Source organism: Actinocorallia populi, assembly GCF_002995495.1.
GTDB lineage: Bacteria > Actinomycetota > Actinomycetes > Streptosporangiales > Streptosporangiaceae > Actinocorallia > Actinocorallia populi.
Genome location: NZ_PVZV01000002.1, coordinates 463,658 through 480,991, shown reverse-complemented (window position 1 = coordinate 480,991; position 17,334 = coordinate 463,658). Strand labels below are relative to the sequence as shown.

The 17,334-nt window shown below is 72.1% G+C and carries 14 protein-coding genes; all 14 read left to right on the top strand.

Annotated features, from left to right (window positions below; genetic code table 11):
• Positions 1–21 precede the first annotated feature (21 nt).
• The 14 genes from C2865_RS09180 to C2865_RS39300 all read left to right on the top strand — a co-directional run bounded on the left by C2865_RS09180 (position 22) and on the right by C2865_RS39300 (position 17,265).
• A complete protein-coding gene (locus C2865_RS09180; protein ID WP_106397930.1) occupies positions 22–3,150 on the top strand; it encodes a DEAD/DEAH box helicase in 3,129 nt (1,042 codons plus the stop codon).
• Positions 3,150–3,959: an SWIM zinc finger family protein gene (locus C2865_RS09175; RefSeq protein WP_232835474.1), complete on the top strand. Its 810-nt coding sequence runs from the start codon at positions 3,150–3,152 to the stop codon at positions 3,957–3,959. The genes C2865_RS09180 and C2865_RS09175 overlap by 1 nt, the downstream gene beginning before the upstream one ends.
• Before the next feature lie 104 nt (positions 3,960–4,063).
• On the top strand, positions 4,064–4,606 hold the full coding sequence (locus tag C2865_RS09170; RefSeq protein ID WP_106397929.1) for a SigE family RNA polymerase sigma factor: 543 nt from the start codon (positions 4,064–4,066) through the stop codon (positions 4,604–4,606).
• Positions 4,607–4,608: 2 nt separating this feature from the next.
• The gene (locus C2865_RS09165) at positions 4,609–5,847 is read left to right on the top strand and encodes a hypothetical protein (protein WP_106397928.1); all 1,239 of its coding nucleotides are present in this window, start codon (positions 4,609–4,611) and stop codon (positions 5,845–5,847) included.
• Between the two features lie 85 nt (positions 5,848–5,932).
• Positions 5,933–6,736, top strand: coding sequence for a hypothetical protein (locus C2865_RS09160; RefSeq protein ID WP_157963636.1), 804 nt, complete (start codon positions 5,933–5,935; stop codon positions 6,734–6,736).
• A gap of 85 nt (positions 6,737–6,821) precedes the next feature.
• Positions 6,822–8,516, top strand: coding sequence for a maltose alpha-D-glucosyltransferase (gene treS / locus C2865_RS09155; protein ID WP_106397926.1), 1,695 nt, complete (start codon positions 6,822–6,824; stop codon positions 8,514–8,516).
• 174 nt (positions 8,517–8,690) lie between these two features.
• Positions 8,691–9,572, top strand: a complete 882-nt coding sequence (locus C2865_RS09150; RefSeq protein WP_232835473.1) for a glycosyltransferase family 2 protein — start codon at positions 8,691–8,693, stop codon at positions 9,570–9,572.
• Entirely contained in the window at positions 9,569–10,639 is a 1,071-nt protein-coding gene (locus C2865_RS09145; RefSeq protein ID WP_106397924.1) for a GNAT family N-acetyltransferase, read from the top strand. The genes C2865_RS09150 and C2865_RS09145 overlap by 4 nt, the downstream gene beginning before the upstream one ends.
• Complete coding sequence (locus C2865_RS09140) at positions 10,636–11,685, top strand: glycosyltransferase family 2 protein (RefSeq protein ID WP_106397923.1); 1,050 nt, start codon at positions 10,636–10,638, stop codon at positions 11,683–11,685. Before C2865_RS09145 ends, C2865_RS09140 begins: the two co-directional genes overlap by 4 nt.
• Complete coding sequence (locus C2865_RS09135) at positions 11,685–12,449, top strand: polysaccharide deacetylase family protein (protein ID WP_106397922.1); 765 nt, start codon at positions 11,685–11,687, stop codon at positions 12,447–12,449. The genes C2865_RS09140 and C2865_RS09135 overlap by 1 nt, the downstream gene beginning before the upstream one ends.
• Positions 12,442–13,851 carry a lipopolysaccharide biosynthesis protein gene (locus tag C2865_RS09130; RefSeq protein ID WP_106397921.1) on the top strand — a complete coding sequence of 470 codons (1,410 nt, stop codon included), beginning with the start codon at positions 12,442–12,444 and terminating at the stop codon, positions 13,849–13,851. Before C2865_RS09135 ends, C2865_RS09130 begins: the two co-directional genes overlap by 8 nt.
• The gene (locus C2865_RS09125; protein ID WP_106397920.1) at positions 13,848–16,058 is read left to right on the top strand and encodes a hypothetical protein; all 2,211 of its coding nucleotides are present in this window, start codon (positions 13,848–13,850) and stop codon (positions 16,056–16,058) included. The genes C2865_RS09130 and C2865_RS09125 overlap by 4 nt, the downstream gene beginning before the upstream one ends.
• Entirely contained in the window at positions 16,055–16,957 is a 903-nt protein-coding gene (locus C2865_RS09120; RefSeq protein ID WP_106397919.1) for a glycosyltransferase family 2 protein, read from the top strand. The genes C2865_RS09125 and C2865_RS09120 overlap by 4 nt, the downstream gene beginning before the upstream one ends.
• On the top strand, positions 16,954–17,265 hold the full coding sequence (locus C2865_RS39300) for a hypothetical protein (RefSeq protein WP_157963635.1): 312 nt from the start codon (positions 16,954–16,956) through the stop codon (positions 17,263–17,265). The genes C2865_RS09120 and C2865_RS39300 overlap by 4 nt, the downstream gene beginning before the upstream one ends.
• Positions 17,266–17,334: the final 69 nt, after the last annotated feature.

Below are 17,334 nucleotides of genomic sequence, written 5' to 3'. Positions count from 1 at the left end.
CGCTGCTGGTAGCTTCGGGGAATGCTCGTCGCCCACGCCACCTGGCACGGAGGCGCGCTGTGCCTGTGGGCCGAGCACGACGGGCCGCGTGCGGACGGCGGGGCCGGCGTCCACCCCTTCGCCACCCGGGACTTCACCGGGACGTCGTACGAGCCGCTGCTGCGCGGTGCCGCCCGGATCACCCTGGAGCTGCTGCTGCCCGGCACCGGCGGGCGCCCGCTGCCGTCGGGCGAGCTGGGTCCCGAGCCGTTCGACGGCGAGCCCGTGCTCGCCCCGTGGCGGGTGCCGGCGCTGGTGCTGGAGCCGTTCCCGGCGATGGAGCTGCTGCGCACCGCCGAGGACAGGGCGGACGTGGTCCCCGGCACCGACCTGCGCTTCCTCGGGCTGGTCGCCGCCGACGCCGCGGCGCTGGCCGCTTCCGGCCGGGTGCTGCCCGCGCTGCGCGAGGAGGACGGCGACCTGCTGGCCTGCTGGCGTCCGGTGCTCGACCCCGCCAGGTTCGCGCGGCTCGCCGCGGCGATGCCCCCGGCCTGCCGCGCCGTGGCGCCCGGACGGCCCGCGGCCGAGGTGCTCGCCGAGGCGCTGGACGGGCTCGCCGACACCGCGGTGCGGGGCGCGGTGCCGCACCCCCTGCTGCCGCCGCGCACCGGCAGGACACCCGAGCACGTCCCGCTGGCCGAGCGCTGGCTGGAGGCGCTCACCGGCCCGGACCCGCTGGTCGCCCGCGAACCCGGCGACGACCCGGCGGAGCTGCGCGCCGAACTCGACGCCTGGTACCGGGCCGCGCGGCCCGCCCACGGCCCGCTGCGGCTGACCTTCCGGCTGGTCGAACCCAGGGCGCCCGAACCGGAGCCCGGCGAACCGGAGTCCCTCGCCTCCCCGCGAGGCCCGGAGCCCCGCCGGAGTCCGCCGGTCCCGCAGGACGCACCGGGCCTGGAGGCCCCGCGGGACCCGTGGGCCCTGCCGGAAGCGGAACCGCCGGCCCGTCCGCCGGGCCCGTCCGCCGAGCAGCCGTGGCGGGTGGAGTTCCTGCTGCAGGGCACCGACGATCCGAGCCTGCTGGTGCCCGCCGCCCGGATCTGGAGCGGCGACGCCCTGCTGGAGGGGGCGGAGGAGACGCTGCTGGCCGGACTCGGCCGGGCGCTGCGGCTCTTCCCCGAGCTGAGCCGCGCCCTGGACACCGCCGTCCCCGCCGAACTGGTCCTGGACACCGCAGGCGCGTTCCGCTTCCTGCGGACCGCCGCGCCGCTGCTGGCCGCCGCCGACTTCGGGGTGCTGCTGCCCACGTGGGCGGGCCGCTCCCGGCTCGGCCTGAAGCTCAGGACCGCCGAGGCGGACGGCGCCGAAGAGGGCGGCGCGGCCAGAAGCTCGGGTTTCGGCCTGGGCGACCTGGTGGAGTTCCGCTGGGAGCTGGCCGTCGGCGAGGAGTCCCTCGACGAGGACGACCTGGCCGAGCTGGCCCGCCTCAAGGCCCCCCTGGTCCGGCTGCGCGGCCAGTGGGTGGAGCTCGGCGAGGAGCAGCTGGAGTCCGCCCTGGAGTTCCTGCGCTCGGGCCGGGCCGGGACGATGACCGCGGGCCAGGCGATCCGCGCCGTCATCCACGCGGGCGAGCGGTCGCTGCCGCTGGTCGCGGTGGAGGCGCACGGGCCCCTGGGCGACCTGCTGTCGGGCGAGGCCGACCGCCGCCTCACCCCCGTCGCCACGCCCGCGGGCATCGAGGCCGTCCTGCGCCCCTACCAGGAGCGCGGCCTGGCCTGGCTGTCCTTCATGGAGGGGCTCGGCCTGGGCGCCCTGCTCGCCGACGACATGGGCCTCGGCAAGACGCTGACCGTGCTGTCCCACCTCGTCCACGCCGGCGCGAACGGCGCGGGCGGGCCGACACTGGCCGTCGTGCCGATGTCCCTGGTGGGCAACTGGCAGCGGGAGGCCGCCCGGTTCGCGCCCAAGCTGCGGCTGTACGTCCACCACGGCGCCAAGCGCCACCGCGAGGAGGACCTCGTCCGCGCGGCGGAGGCGGCCGACCTGGTGCTCACCACCTACGGGACCGCCGCGCGGGACGCGGGGCAGCTGTCGAAGGTCGCGTGGGCCCGCCTCGTCTGCGACGAGGCGCAGGCGCTGAAGAACAGCGGGACGAGGCAGGCCAGGGCGGTGCGGTCCATCCCGGCGCGGAGCCGGATCGCGCTGACGGGGACGCCGGTGGAGAACCACCTCACCGAACTGTGGTCGATCATGGAGTTCGCCAATCCGGGGCTGCTGGGGCCGCGGGAGTCCTTCCGCGAGCGGTTCGCCGTGCCGATCGAGGCCGAGGGGGACGAGCGGGCGGCGGCCGACCTCAAGCGCGCCACGCGGCCGTTCATCCTGCGGCGGCTCAAGACCGACCGGAGCATCATCACCGACCTGCCCGACAAGCAGGAGATGAAGGTCTACTGCAACCTCACCGTGGAGCAGGCGTCGCTGTACCAGGCGACGGTCGAGGACATGCTGGAGCAGATCGCCGAGGCCGACGCCCGGCAGCGGCGCGGCCTCGTCCTGGCGGCCATGGCGAAGCTGAAGCAGGTCTGCGACCACCCGGCGCTGCTGCTGAAGGACGGCTCCCGGCTGCAGGGCCGCTCGGGCAAGCTCGAGGAGCTGGAACGCCTGTGCGCCGAGATCCTCGACCGCGGCGAGAAGGTGCTGGTGTTCACCCAGTACGCCTCCTTCGGCTCGATGCTCCAGCCCTACCTGGCCGCGCGGCTCGACCGCCCCGTCCTGTGGCTGCACGGCGGCACTACCAAGGAGCAGCGGGACGAGCTCGTGCAGCGGTTCCAGACCGAGGAGACGCCCTCGGTGTTCCTGCTGTCGCTCAAGGCCGCGGGCACCGGGCTGACGCTGACCGCGGCCAACCACGTCGTGCACTTCGACCGCTGGTGGAACCCGGCCGTGGAGGACCAGGCCACCGACCGGGCGTTCCGCATCGGGCAGACCCGCGACGTGCAGGTCCGCAAGTTCGTCTGCGTCGGCACCATGGAGGAGCGGGTGGACGAGATGATCGAGCGCAAGAAGGCGCTCGCGGAGTCGATCGTCGGCACGGGCGAGGAGTGGCTGACCGGCCTGTCGGTGGCCGAGCTGCGCGACGTGCTGCGGCTGTCCCCGGACGCGGTGAGCGCCTGATGGGCGGCGACTACTTCGCGGCGGCCAGACCCCTGCGGGTGCGGGGCGGGCCGGGGTCCGCGCTGCTGCGGGAGCCTCCGGGCAGGTGGGCGCGCCGGTTCGTCGGCGCGCTGGAGTCCTTCCTCGACGTCGAGCGGCTGCACCGGGGCCGCGCGTCCGCCGAGCGCGGGCAGGTGCTGCGGCTGGACGTCCGCCCCTACGAGGTGACGGCGTTCGTCGCCAACGCCGCGGACGAGCCGTACGAGGTGACGCTGGGACTCACCGCGATCGAGGGCTGGGAGGAGATCGAGGGCGAGCTGGCGCGCCGCGCGGTGTTCCGGGCCCGGCTGCTCGCCGGTGAGCTGCCCCCGGACGTCGAGCGCGTCTTCGCCGACTGCGGGGTGGGCCTGTTCCCCGAGGCCGCCGAGGAGCTGCACCTGATGTGCGGCTGCGCCGACTGGATCGACCCGTGCCTCCACGCCGCGGCCGCGCTGCACTTCCTGGCCCGCGCGTTCGACGACGACCCGTTCCTCGTCCTGGCCTGGAACGGGCGCACCCGCGACGAGCTGCTCACCGCGCTGCGCCGCCGCCCCGTGGAGTCCGAGCTCCCCCCGGTGGTGGAGAGCCCGCTGCGGGCCGCGGACTTCTGGGCGCCCCCGGACGGGCTCGCCGCCCTGAAGGACCGCACGGGGCACCCGCCCGCGCCGCCCGGCCTGCTGCTGCGCCTGCTCGACCCGCCCGCCGTGAAGATCAGGCGCCGTGCCCTGGTGGACGTGCTGGAACCCGCCTACCGCGCCCTGGCCGGAGGGGACGGGGAGCCTCCGGAGTGATTTCTCCGGCCGGCACGCAACGTCCGGGACGGTCCGGCGGGTAGTCGTCGGCGGAGCCCGGCCGCAACCCCCGGAGCCGGGCTCGGAACGAGGGAGACCAGCCGATGGCGAAGCCGCCGGAACCCGCGGGCGGATGCGACCGCCCCGAGTTCGGGACGTACGTGGCGGAGCGGTCACCGCGACTGCTGCGCACCGCGTTCCTGCTGTGCCGTGACTGGGGCACCGCCGAGGACCTGGTGCAGACCGCGCTGACCAAGGCGTGGCTGGCCTGGTCGAGGGTGGGCGACGACCCGGACCCGTACGTGTACCGGATCCTGGTCAACACCCACCATTCCTGGTGGCGGCGGCGCTGGCGGGGCGAGGTGCCCACCGGCGAGCTGCCCGAGCTGCCGCTTCCCGAAGGCCAGGGGATCGAGGACAGGGATGTGCTGTGGAAGGCCCTCGGCGGGCTCGGCCGGCGCGAGCGCGCCGCGATCGTGCTCCGGTATTTCTGCGACCTGGAACATGCCGTGATCGCCCGGATCCTCGGCTGCTCGCCGGTCACCGTCCGCAGCCAGATCAGCAGGGCGCTGGCCAAACTCCGCGTCGACCCGACGCTCCGCGACTGCCTCCCGGCCCCGGCCGCGTTCCAGAACCAGGGGGTCTGACCATGACTTTCACGGAAAAGGACCTGCGGGCCATGCTCGAAGACAACAGCTCCAACCCTCCCCCGGCCGACGACCTCACCGCCACCGTCCAGGCCCGCGGCCGCCGCGTCCGCCGCCGCCGTCAGGCCGCCGGCACGATCGCCGCCGCCGCCCTCGTCGCCCTCGGCTTCACCGTCGTCCCCTCCCTGGGCGCCGACGACTCCCCCGGCACGGAGGTGCTCGCCTCCACCTCGGCGACCTCTCCGGCCGCCCGCCCCGACGTCGACCTGTCGCTGCTGAAGAAGCTGAAGAAGGACTCGGTCGCGTTCGCCTTCACCACCTCCATGGGGGTGGAGACCGCCTCCCCCGAGGAGAGCGGAGAGCCCTCCCTGCTGCTGGGGACGCTCGAAGAGCGGGGAGTCGACTATGCGATGACCACCAAACCGCGTGGGAACAGCATCATCGGGACCGTCGAAGGCTTCTCCTTGAACCCGGACGCCTTCCCCAAGATGTTCGGCGGAGCAAACAAGAAGCAGCAGCACGGAATCCGGATGAAGATCCGGCTGGGCGCCCAGCTCGACGACTCGGCCGAGTTCCAGAAGCGAGGCCTGCGCGAAGGCGAGACGGTCGACGTCCATGTCGGCTACACCGCACCCGGCTCGGACCCGACGGACGTTCTCGCCCAAGCGGTGCCGAAGGGCACCCGAGTGCTGGCCTTCGAGGCGAATCCGCTCTGGTTGTCCGGGATCTCCGGCCCTGAGGAGACCCGCAATGCCCTCAGCGTCATCCTGGAGGACGCTGACGGCACGCTCACCGGAGGTTCCTACACCAGGGCCGACCCCGACCAGGCGCCCAGTCCCTGGCAGAAGGCGAAGTCCTTCGACGAGTTGCTGGAACTCGTCCCGAGCCTCAAGTACGAATGCCCGCCGGTAGGGGTGTACAGCCGTGGCGAAGTCGACGAGGAGAGCGTCCGCGAGTCGCTCACGGATTCCGGCGCGGAGAGGCCCGTGACGTGCGCCAGCATCAACTTCCCGTCCGACGGATGGCCGAGGCCCGGCGACCCGCCTGCGGTGCCCACGCCCGCTCCCACCTCGCCCGGGGAGGACCGTCCGGCGGAGCCCGCTCCTCCCGGCGTGCCCGGGGAGGAGCCGCCCGCGGCGCCCGCTCCCGCTCCTCCCGGGGAGGAGCCGCCTGCGGAGCCCGCCCCCGCTCCTCCGAGCGACCCGGCCGTGGTGCCCACGCCTTCTCCCACCCTCTCCTAGGCCCGGCTGTTAGGTTGTCCCGGTTCCCCGCCTGGATGATGAGCAATGAGGCCGTTGGATGCTGCGCTGGTTCTCCGTTCTGTTGATGGTCCTCTCGTTGGGCGCGTGCGGGGTGAGCGACGCCGCCGAGCAGCCCGCGGAGGGCCGGGGGGCGCCGGACGTGTCGGTGTTCCGCAACGCCGCCGGGAACGGGATGTTCGACGCGTTCAAGGGGTACCGGGCGGAGCGGGCGCTGCTGGCGGCGGGGCAGTCGCGGATCCTGCTGGTGGGGACGGTGCGGGGGTTCCGGCTGGTGCGTGAGCCGCGGCGGTCGGTGGTGATGAACGTCCGGGTGGAGGAGACGCTCAAGGGCGCCGGGCTGATCCCGGGGCGGCGGCTGGCCGTCGACCTCGGGCGCCGGGACAACCTGCCCGGTTCCGGTCGCCGGGCGAACCGGGGCACGGTCGAGCGCTACCGCGAGGCCGTGCCCCGGGGCACCCGCTTCCTGCTGCAGCTGACGCCCCGCGACGGTCTCCTGCCCGGCTCCCCCGACCGCTTCCGGCCCGCCGGGCCGGCCTCGCTGGTCTTCGAGGGCCGGGACGGCCTCGTCGGCGCGTACGAGAAGCTGCCGGACACCTGGACGGAGCAGCGCAGCATCACCGGCCTCCGCGACGAGCTCTTCCTGCGGATCCGCTCCGACGGCACCGTCTGCACGCCCCGCCTCGAGCAGCCCCGGAGGGCCGGCGACCCGCTCCGGCTGCGCTTCGAGGACTGCCTCCCGCGCGAGGAGCGCAGGTACGACCACAAGATCCGCAAGGCCTGCCAGGGCATCACCTCCCTGCGCGCCGGGGTGCGCCTCACCGATCCGGAGCGGGACCTGGAGTGCCTCGAGGTCAACATCGAGAGGTGAGGACATTGACCCCGTTACGGGGGCGTCACCAGCGGTTAGTGTGAAAGCGACATCCTGATCGTGCCCGTCCGTGAAGGAGTGACGCTTGACATCCCCCGTGCCGAACACGTTCGACGAGGACGAGCCCCGCGACCCCCACTGGTACAAGACGGCGGTCTTCTACGAGGTGCTGGTGCGGGGCTTCCGCGACTCCAACGGTGACGGCACCGGCGACATCAGGGGCCTCATCGAGAAGCTGGACTACCTGCAGTGGCTGGGCATCGACTGCATCTGGCTGCTGCCCATCTACGAGTCGCCGCTGAAGGACGGCGGCTACGACATCAAGGAGTACACCCGGATCCTGCCGGAGTTCGGCGTGCTCGGCGACTTCGTGGAGCTGGTCGACGAGGCGCACGCGCGGGGCATCAGGGTCATCGCCGACCTGGTCATCAACCACACCAGCGACCAGCACTTCTGGTTCACCGAGTCGCGGCGCGATCCGGACGGGCCGTACGGCGACTTCTACGTGTGGGCCGACACCGACGAGGGCTATCCCGACGCGCGCATCATCTTCGTCGACACCGAGACGTCCAACTGGACGTACGACCCGGTGCGCGGCCAGTACTACTGGCACCGCTTCTTCTCCCACCAGCCGGACCTCAACTACGACAACCCGGCCGTGCAGGAGGCGATGCTGGAGATCCTGCGGTTCTGGCTGGACCTGGGCATCGACGGCTTCCGGCTCGACGCCGTGCCGTACCTGTACGCGCGGGAGGGCACCAACTGCGAGAACCTGCCGGAGACGCACGCCTACCTCAAGCGGGTGCGCGCCGAGGTGGACCGGCTCTACCCCGACCGGGTGCTGCTGGCCGAGGCCAACCAGTGGCCGGCCGACGTGGTGGCGTACTTCGGCGACCCGGCGACGGGCGGCGACGAGTGCCACATGGCGTTCCACTTCCCGGTGATGCCGCGCATCTTCATGGCGGTGCGCCGGGAGACCCGCCACCCCATCTCCGAGATCATGGCGCAGACCCCCAAGATCCCCGAGAACTGCCAGTGGGGGATCTTCCTGCGCAACCACGACGAGCTGACCCTGGAGATGGTCACCGACGAGGAGCGCGACTACATGTACGCCGAGTACGCGCGCGACCCGCGGATGAAGGCCAACGTGGGGATCCGGCGGCGGCTGGCACCGCTGCTGGACAACGACCGCAACAGGACGGAGCTGTTCACCGCGCTGCTGCTGTCCCTGCCGGGCAGCCCCGTCCTGTACTACGGCGACGAGATCGGCATGGGCGACAACATCTACCTGGGCGACCGCGACGGTGTGCGCACGCCCATGCAGTGGACGCCGGACCGCAACGCGGGGTTCTCCTCCTGCGACCCGGCCCGGCTCTACCTGCCGGTCGTCATGGACCCGATCTACGGCTACCAGGCGCTGAACGTCGAGGCCCAGCGCGACGACCCCGGCTCGCTGCTGCTGTGGACCCGGCAGATGATCGGCATCCGCAAGCGGCACCCGGTGTTCGGCCGCGGCTCCTACACCGAGCTGCCGGCGTCCAACCCGGCGGTGCTGGCGTTCCTGCGCGAGTACGGGGACGACCGGGTGCTGTGCGTCAACAACCTCTCCCGGTTCCCGCAGCCGGTCGAGCTCGACCTCCGCCGGTTCGAAGGGCGCACTCCCATCGAATGCACCGGTGGGGTGAGATTTCCGGCAATAGGCCAGTTGCCTTACCTTCTGACCCTTCCCGGCCATGGATTTTTCTGGTTCACCATCCCTGGTTCCCCCGAGCAGGAATAAGTCGCTGATCTTGCGGGAAAGCCTAACAAGGCCACACCCGATCAGCTCATATATCCCTCATGTCCATTGCGCCACATGGTGATCAATACCCGAGTGATCGAATCCTTGCCCTGGCCCTAGAATGGCTCCGGTCCCACGGGTGAGGATTCCCAGGGATGTCTGAACATCATGCGGGTGGCCTACATCAAAGAAGGCAGACACCCACATCCCACGGGGGCCCTGATGAACACCCAGCATTCCCTCGGGCCGGCGACGCTCTCCCAGACGCCGCGCCGCAACCGGCTGGATCTGTCCAGGCGGCGTACCCAATGGCCGACCGTGACGGCCGTGATCCCCACTCTCAACGAAGCCGACAACCTCCGATGGCTCCTGCCCCGACTGTCCTCGGTCGACGAGGTCGTCATCGTCGACGGCGAGTCGACCGACGGCACGGTCGAGGTGGTCAGGCTGCTGCGGCCGGACGCGGTCATCATCGTGGAGCCCCCTACGGGGAAGGGGACCGCGATGCGGACCGGCATGGCCGCGGCGACCAGCGAGGTCATCGTCATGCTCGACGCCGACGGGTCCATGGACCCCGCGGAGTTCGACAGCTTCCTGTCCCTGCTGTGCCGGGGCTTCGAGTTCGTCAAGGGCTCGCGTTACAACTGCGGGGGCGGTTCGGACGACCTGACCTGGTTGCGCAACAAGGGCAACCTCTGGCTGACCCGGACGGCCAACGTCCTGTATGGCCAGAAATGGACAGATCTCTGCTATGGATATGTCGCAATGCGGCGAAATGTAGTAGAGAAACTGCAACTGAAGTCCACCGGCTTCGAGATCGAGACCGAGATCTGCGTCAACGCCGTCCGCGCCGGACTGAAGGTGGCAGAAGTGGCCAGCCACGAATCGCACCGCCGTTTCGGCGAGTCGAACCTCAACACCTTCCGTGACGGATGGCGGGTGCTGAAGACCATGATCCGGTTGCGTTTCGCCGGAAAACTGGAGGAAGGCCACCTCCATCCGCAACAGCCCTTCGAGCCCGTGGTCGGGAACCTGGCGGCGGCGAGGGCCAAATGAGGACATACGTCGTTCGTCCCGAGGATCTGGGCGAATCGGAGATCCAGCGCTGGCGCAAGCTCCAGGAGTCCGACCCGGCGCTGGGCAACCCCTTCCTGTCCCCGGAGTTCACCCTCGGCGTGTCCCGGTTCCGCAGGGACGTGCGGGTGGGCGTGGTCGAGGACGGACAGGGGATCGCCGCCTTCTTCCCCCACGAACGGCGTCCGGGCGGGGTGGGCCACCCCGTGGGCTTCGGCCTGACCGACCTGCAGGGCATCGTGGCCGACCCCGGCCTCGACCTGCCCGCCCGGGAGCTCCTGCGCGCCTGCCGGCTGGGCGTCTGGGACTTCGACCACCTCATCGCCGGCCAGCGCATGTTCGCCCCCCACCACCAGGTCGTGCGGGTCGAGCCGATCATCGACCTGGGCATGGGGTTCGCCGCCTGGGAGGCCGAGGCCAGGGCGCTGGCGCCCAAGACGCACAAGACCATCCGCTACAAGGAGCGCAAGCTCGGCCGCGAGGCCGGCGAGGTCTCCTACGAGTTCGCCAGCGCCGACCCCGGCGAGCTCACCCGGCTCATGCGGTGGAAGTCCGCGCAGTACCGGCGCACCGGCCGCACCGACCGCTTCACCCGGCCGTGGATCGTCGGGCTGCTGCGCCACTTCCACGAGACGGGCTTCGGCGTGCTCAGCGTGCTGCGCGCCGGGGACCGCACCGTCTCGGTCCACCTCGGGCTGCGCTCCGGTCCGGCGATGGCGGGCTGGTTCCCCGCCTACGACACCGACTTCTCCCGCTACTCCCCCGGCATGATCGGCCATCTCGCGCTGGCCAGGGGCTGCGCCGACAACGACGTCACCGAGATCTGGATGGGGCGCGGCGGCAAGGAGTTCAAGGAGTGGCTGAAGAGCCGGGAGATACCGATCGCCGAGGGCCGGGTGGCCCGCGCGGCGCCCGGCGCCGCCTGGCACTGGCTGCGGCACGTGCCGGTCAACCGGCTGCGCGACGCCGCGCTGGACGACCCCAGGCTCTACTCCTACGCCGACCGGGTCCTCAAGGGCTACGCCAGGATGCGGAGGCGGACGTCATGAGCACCACCACCGTGTCCGTGGTGATCTGCGCGTTCACCGACCGGCGCTGGGACGACGTCCACGCCGCGGTGGAGTCGGTGCGGCGGCAGAGCCTGGCCCCGCACGAGATCATCCTGTCGGTCGACCACAACCCGGGGCTGCACGCCCGGCTGCGGGAGACGCTGCCGGACGTGCGGGTGGTGGAGAACGCCGGGCCGCGCGGCCTGTCCGGGGGCAAGAACACCGGGGTGGCCCACGCATCCGGCGACGTGGTCGCCTTCCTGGACGACGACGCCGTCGCCGCGCCGCAGTGGCTCGCCTCGTTCGCCGCGGCCTACTGCGACAAGCGGGTGATCGGCGTCGGCGGCAGGACGCTGTCGTTGTGGCCCGGCTCGCCGGGCTCGGCCGAGCTCCTGGCCGTCATGAAAGAGGGAAGGCCCCTGCGGAGCCCGGGCGCTGACCCCCATCCTCGCCCCGGTTCCGCAGAAGCCTTCGACGTGCCAACGGGCAGGCGCCCCCGATGGTTCCCCGCGGAGTTCGAATGGACCGTCGGCGGCACCTACCGTGGCATGGTGCCGGGGCCGGTGCGCAACGTCCTGGGCGGCAACGCCTCCTTCCGGCGGGAGGCGTTCTCCGTGGCCGGGGGCTTCTCCGGCGACATCGGCCGCACCCACGCCATCGACCGGCCGCTGGGCTGCGAGGAGACGGAGTTCTGCATCCGGCTCGGGCAGCGCATGCCCGAGACCGTGCAGCTCTTCGAGCCCGCCGCGGTGATCTGGCACCGGGTCCCGGCCGAGCGCGCGCGCTTCGGCTACTACCGCGACCGCTGCTACGCCGAGGGCCTGTCCAAGGCGCTGGTGGCGCGCAGCGTCGGCACCAGGGACGGCCTGTCCAACGAGCGGGCGCACGCGCTCAGGACCCTGCCCAGGGGGGTGCTCCGCGGGCTGGGCGAGTCGCTGCGCGGGGACGCGGGCGGCCTGGGGCGCGCCTGCGCGATCACCGCGGGCCTGGGCTACACCGCGGCCGGCTACCTGGTGGGCCGCCGCGCGACCCGCGGGGAGCGCTGATGCGGGCGGTCCCGATCCTCATGTACCACTCGGTCCGCGACGACCCGCCGCCGGACACCGCCGCGCTGTCGGTGCGCCCCGGCGTGTTCGCCGACCAGATGGCCCTGCTGAAGGAGCGGGGGTTCACCCCGGTGCGGCTGTCCGACCGGGCGGCGGACGTGCCCAGGCCGATCTGCATCACGTTCGACGACGGGTACGCCGACTTCCACTCGCAGGCGCTGCCGATCCTGTCCTCCTTCGGCTACCCGGCCACGGTGTTCGTCACCACGGGCTGGCTGGACGACGCGGGCCCGGACGCCGCCGGGCGCCCCCTGGACACCATGCTGCGCTGGGGGCACGTGCGGGAACTCGCCGCCGAGGGCGTGGAGATCGGCGCGCACAGCCACAGCCACCCGCAGCTCGACCAGCTCAGGGACGGGCCGCTGCACGACGAGCTGACCCGCAGCCGCCTGCTGCTGGAGGACAGGCTCCAGCGCCCCGTCACCACCATGGCCTACCCCTACGGGTACTCCAGCGCCCGGGTGCGCCGCGCCGTGGCGCGCGCCGGCTACACCACCGCTTACGTGGTGGCCAACGACGTCGCCTCCCACCGCTCGGGCTACGCCATCCCCCGGCTGACGGTCCAGCGCTCCACCTCGGCCGCCGCCTTCGGCCGGATCGCCGAAGGTTCCCACCGCTTCTACCGGGAGAAGGCCCTCACCAAGGGGTATGCGGTCGTACGGAGATCCCGCTACCTCTACCGACAGGCGATGTCACGTGACTGATCCAGAAGTCCTGGGGACGGGCCCGCAGGACGTCTCCGGGCTGCTGGGCGCGCGCACCGGGGACGGCGCGCGCACGGGGAGGTTCACGCGCCTGCGCGGCGAGCTGGACAACCCCCTGTTCCGCAACGCCTACGCACTGATGCTCAACGGCGGGCTCACCGGCCTGCTCGGGCTGGGCTTCTGGATCGCCGCACGGCACTTCCACTCCCCGGCGGACTTCGGGCGCAACGCCGCGGTCATCCAGGCCGTCATGTACATCGGCGGCCTGACCACGCTGAGCTACCTGCTCATGCGGTTCCTGCCGCAGGCGGGCCGCTCCTCCCAGCGGTTGATCGTGGCCACCTACCTGTTCGGGTCGGTGCTGGCGGCGCTGGCCGGGCTGGTCTTCCTCGGGTCGCTGGCCTGGTGGGACAGCCCCAACTACGACCACCTCGTACGGCCCGAGCACGCGGTGCCGTTCCTGGTCTTCATCGTCGCCTGGAACATCTTCACCCAGCAGGACTCCTCGCTGACGGGGCTGCGCCGCGCGCCCTGGGTGCCGGTCAAGAACACCGTCTACGGGCTGGTGAAGTTCGTCTTCCTCGCCCTGCTGGCCTGGACCTTCGCGCCCGCCGACGGGATCCTGCTGGCCACCATGCTGCCGGTGCTGCTCCTGGTCGTCCCGGTGGACGTGCTGGTCTTCCGGCGGCTGCTGCCCGAGCACATCGCGCTCACCCGGCGCATGCACCGCACCCCGACCCCGCGCGAGGTCGGCCGGTACCTGCGCGGCGACTTCGTGGGCACCCTCGCCTCCCACTCGGCGATCAACTTCATCCCGCTGCTGGTGGCGGCGAAGGTGAGCGAGGAGACCAACGGCTACTTCGCGATGGCCTGGATCTTCGGCCTGATGCTGGACCTGCTGGCGCTGAACATGGCGATGTCCCTGACCGTCGAGGGCGCCTTCGACACCGCGAACCTCGCCCGGACGTGCCGCGACGCGCTGCGCCGCACCCTCATGCTGCTGGTTCCGGTCTCGCTGCTGATGGCGCTGGTCGCACCGTACGCGCTGGGGCTGCCGTTCCTGTTCGGGCCGGACTTCCGCGGGCACGCGGGCCTGGTGCTGGCGCTGCTGGCGCTGTCCACCCTGCCCAAGGCGCTGATCGAGCTGTACGTGGGGGTGCTGCGGGTGCGCTCGCGCACCCGGCTGGTGGCGCTGATCCAGGTGGGGCGCTTCGCCGGGGTGCTGACGGGCGTCGCGGTGTTCGTGAACGACCACGACCTGGCGTCGGTCGGCTGGACGGTGCTGGCCGTGCAGAGCGTGGTGGCGCTGATGGTCCTGCCCGCGCTGCTGCGGATCGTCAGGCCCGTCCCCGCGGTGCCCTCGCAGGCGCGCGGGGCCGGCGGCGAGGAGGGTGAGAGGTGAGCGTTACCCTGCGCCCGGCGGCGCGCGCGCAGCCGGTGCCGGAGGATCCGATCGCGCGGCTGCCCGCCGTCGTCATCGGGCTGTGCGTGGCGCTCGGGGCGGTGCTCTTCTGGGTGCCGCTGCGCGGCGTGGACATGGACGGCATCGACGGCTACGGGCTGATCAGCGTGCTGCCGGTGCCGACGCTGCTGGGCGCCGGCGTGCTGGCGCTGTCGTTCGTGGCGTCCCTGTCGCTGCGCCGGCCGGTGCCGGTGCTGCTCGGCGTCCAGATCGTGGTGACCGTGGTGGCGCTGCACACGCTCGCCCAGGTGCTGGAGCCGGTCGCCCGGTTCCCGACGGTCTGGCAGCACGCCGGGTTCATCGAGTACATCACCCGCACCGGCACCGTCGGCATCAGCCTGGACGCCCGGTTCAGCTGGGCCGCGTTCTTCGGCATGGTCGGCTTCCTCACCGAGGCCGTCGGGCTGCGCGACCCCGGCCAGGTCTACAAGTGGGCGCCGCTGGCGATCCAGCTGCTGTACCTGCTGCCGATGGCGATGATCGTGCGGGTCATGAAGGCCAACTGGCGGGCCAAGTGGTTCGCGGTGTGGCTCTTCCCGGTCGCCAACTGGGTCGGCCAGGACTACCTGGCGCCGCAGGCGTTCGGCTACCTGGTCTACCTCTTCTTCCTGGCGGTCCTGCTCACCTGGTTCCGGCCGAAGGTGCTGCGCACCCGCAGGGCGGGCAAACGCGGAACCGGGCAGGAGCCGGGGCCGGTCTACCGGTTCCTGTTCGGGCCCAAGACCCCCGGCGAGGAGCCGGTCCGCGAGGTCGGCGCCCGGGAGCGCTCCCTGCTCGTCCTGCTGCTGGTGGTGCTGCTGGTCGTGGGCACCGCCAGCCACCAGCTGACCCCGTACCTGCTCATCGCCTCCGCGGCGGCGCTGGCGCTGGTCGGCCGCAACGAGCTGCGCGCGCTGCCGGTCATCGGCGGGGTCGTCTACCTCGGCTGGATCTCCTTCATGGCCTACGGCTACTGGGGGCCCGACCCGGCGGGCACCCTGTTCGCCGGGGGCGGCAACCCGCTGCAGTCGTTCCTGGAGAGCACCACCGGCCGGATCTCGCCCAGCGAGCAGCTCGCGCAGATCCAGACCGCGCGGATCCTGCTGGTGCTGGTGCTCATGGCGCTGACCGCGATCGGGCTGCTGCGCCGCCGCCTGCGCGGCATCGACGACCGGGTGGCGTTCGTGCTGCTGGTCGTGCCGCTCAGCTCGTTCGGGCTGCAGTCCTACGGCGGCGAGATCGCGCTGCGCACCTACCTGTTCATGCTGCCCGGCGCGGTGTTCCTGGCCGCCTACGCCTTCTTCCCCGACCCCAGGCCGGTGCCGGTCGTCAAGTCGGTGCCGCGCCGCCAGCGGCTGCGCCGGCTGCTGCCGGGCGTGGTGGCCGGTTCGTTCGCGCTGCTGCTGATGGGCGGCTTCCTGACCGTCAGGTACGGCAACGAGGCGTTCGAGCAGGTCAGGCCGGGCGAGCTCAAGGCGTTCGACGCCATGATCGACGACTCCAAGGGCAGGCCGATCACCCTGGTGTGGGTGAGCGGCGAGATCGTCACGGTGCCCGAGGCGGCCAGCCAGACGCCGCAGGGCCCGTGGGGGTACCGGTACTTCGAGCTGTTCCACTGGCTGCGGGTGGAGTTCGCCCAGGAGCCGTGGGCGAGCAACCTGAGCAGGAAGCCGCCCGTGCCGCTCACCGCCGAGCAGCAGCGCGGCCGCAGGCCCACGGTCGAGGAGGTGCTGGCGCAGATGCGCAGCCAGCCCGGCACCTACCTGTACCAGTCGCGCACCAACGACACCTACCAGACGCTGAACTTCGGCCTGGCGCCCGACTGGGGCGAGCGCCTCATGCGGGAGATCGACGCCTCACCCGCGTTCGTCAGGGTGTTCGGCGACGGCGACGCCTCGGTGTACAAGCTGGCCGAGCCGGGACCCGCGCCCGCGCCCGATCCGCCGCCGGCCCGGCTCACCATCGGCGTGAGCAACTGGACCCCGGCCGGGCTGATCTACCTCCCGGTGCTCATCGGCGTGCTCACCGCCCGGGAGCTGCGCCGGATCAGGCTCGCCCCCGGGCAGTACGCGCGGCTCCGGCCGTACACGGTGATCGCGGTGCCGTTGTTCATCGGTTTCGTGGCCATCGTGGTGGAACGTTTCCTCACCCTCAAAGGACCCACATGAGCGACCGGCTCTCGGTGAGCGTGGTCGTCCCCACCCGGGACCGGCCCGAGCTGCTCCGCCAGACCCTGGACTCCGTCCGCGGCCAGGACTACCCGGGCGAGCTGCGCTGCATCGTGGTGTTCGACCGCAGCGAGCCCGACCCCTCGCTGGTCTCCGGCGACCCGCTGCGCCCGGTGGAGGTGCTGCGCAACACCCGTACGCCCGGCGCGGCCGGGGCGCGCAACACCGGGCTGCTGGCCGCCGCCACCGACCTGGTGGGCTTCTGCGACGACACCGACCTCTTCCTGGAGGGCAAGATCGCCGCGCAGGTCGCGGTGCTGGAGGAGGAGCCGGAGACCGAGGTCGTCTGCTGCGGGCTGCGGCTGTTCGGGCCGGGCATCGACGAGATCGACCGGCGGGTGCCGCGGCCGCGGGTGACGTACGCGGAGCTGCTGCGCGGCCACAAGCCGCAGCTGCACCCGTCCGCGCTGCTGCTGCGGCGCTCGGCGGGGCTGCTGTTCGACGAGGACATCCCCGGCAGCTACGGCGAGGACTACGAGTTCCTGCTGCGCGCGGCGGCGCGCGCGCCGATCCGGCAGATCCCGCTGCACGGGCTGGGCCTGCGCTGGCACCACGAGTCGTACTTCTCGGTGCTGGAGAACGCCCCGCTCATCTCCGAGGCGGTGCGGTGGCTGCTCGGCAGGTACGACTTCCCGCGCAGCGGCTACGCGCACTGGGGCGGCAAGGTCGCCTTCGCCGAGGCCGTCCAGGGCAGGCGCGGCCCGGCCCTGCGCTGGATCGGGCGCACGATGCGCGCCCGCCCCCTGGACGCCCGGGCGCTGCTGGCGCTGGCGGTCACGGCCGGGGTGCCCGCTCCGCTCATCATGCGGGGCCTGAGCCGGATCGGACGGGGAATGTGAACGCGCTGCTGATCCCGCTGATGCTGGCGGTGCCCGCGTTGTGCATCGCCTGGCTGCTGCCGGGGCTCGACCCGCTGGGCCGGGCGATGGTGGGTGCGGCCGGGTCGTTGTCGCTCTTCCTGCTGACGGCGCAGACGATGCTCGTGCTCGAGATGTGGTCGCCGGCGGGCGGGGCCGCCGCGGTGGGCGCATTCTGCCTGGTCATGGCGGCGGTCCGGCTGCTGCGCGGAGGGGGGCGTCCGGCGGCGGCACCGGCGGCGCGGGAGCACGCCGACGCCGAGGACGAGGACTGGCTCTTCGATGAATAAGTGCTCTTTTGGTAGCCGGAGACCCATTTGGCCGCTCTTCTTAGTAGGGTCCCTCAGAAGTCTTGCAGG

Bases quoted from the DNA above. Each gene is read 5' to 3' on its own strand.
- C2865_RS09180 (WP_106397930.1), top strand. From the start codon at position 22: ATGCTCGTCGCCCACGCCACCTGGCACGGAGGCGCGCTGTGCCTGTGG.
- C2865_RS09175 (WP_232835474.1), top strand. From the start codon at position 3,150: ATGGGCGGCGACTACTTCGCGGCGGCCAGACCCCTGCGGGTGCGGGGC.
- C2865_RS09170 (WP_106397929.1), top strand. From the start codon at position 4,064: ATGGCGAAGCCGCCGGAACCCGCGGGCGGATGCGACCGCCCCGAGTTC.
- C2865_RS09165 (WP_106397928.1), top strand. From the start codon at position 4,609: ATGACTTTCACGGAAAAGGACCTGCGGGCCATGCTCGAAGACAACAGC.
- C2865_RS09160 (WP_157963636.1), top strand. From the start codon at position 5,933: ATGGTCCTCTCGTTGGGCGCGTGCGGGGTGAGCGACGCCGCCGAGCAG.
- C2865_RS09145 (WP_106397924.1), top strand. From the start codon at position 9,569: ATGAGGACATACGTCGTTCGTCCCGAGGATCTGGGCGAATCGGAGATC.
- C2865_RS09140 (WP_106397923.1), top strand. From the start codon at position 10,636: ATGAGCACCACCACCGTGTCCGTGGTGATCTGCGCGTTCACCGACCGG.
- C2865_RS09135 (WP_106397922.1), top strand. From the start codon at position 11,685: ATGCGGGCGGTCCCGATCCTCATGTACCACTCGGTCCGCGACGACCCG.
- C2865_RS09120 (WP_106397919.1), top strand. From the start codon at position 16,055: ATGAGCGACCGGCTCTCGGTGAGCGTGGTCGTCCCCACCCGGGACCGG.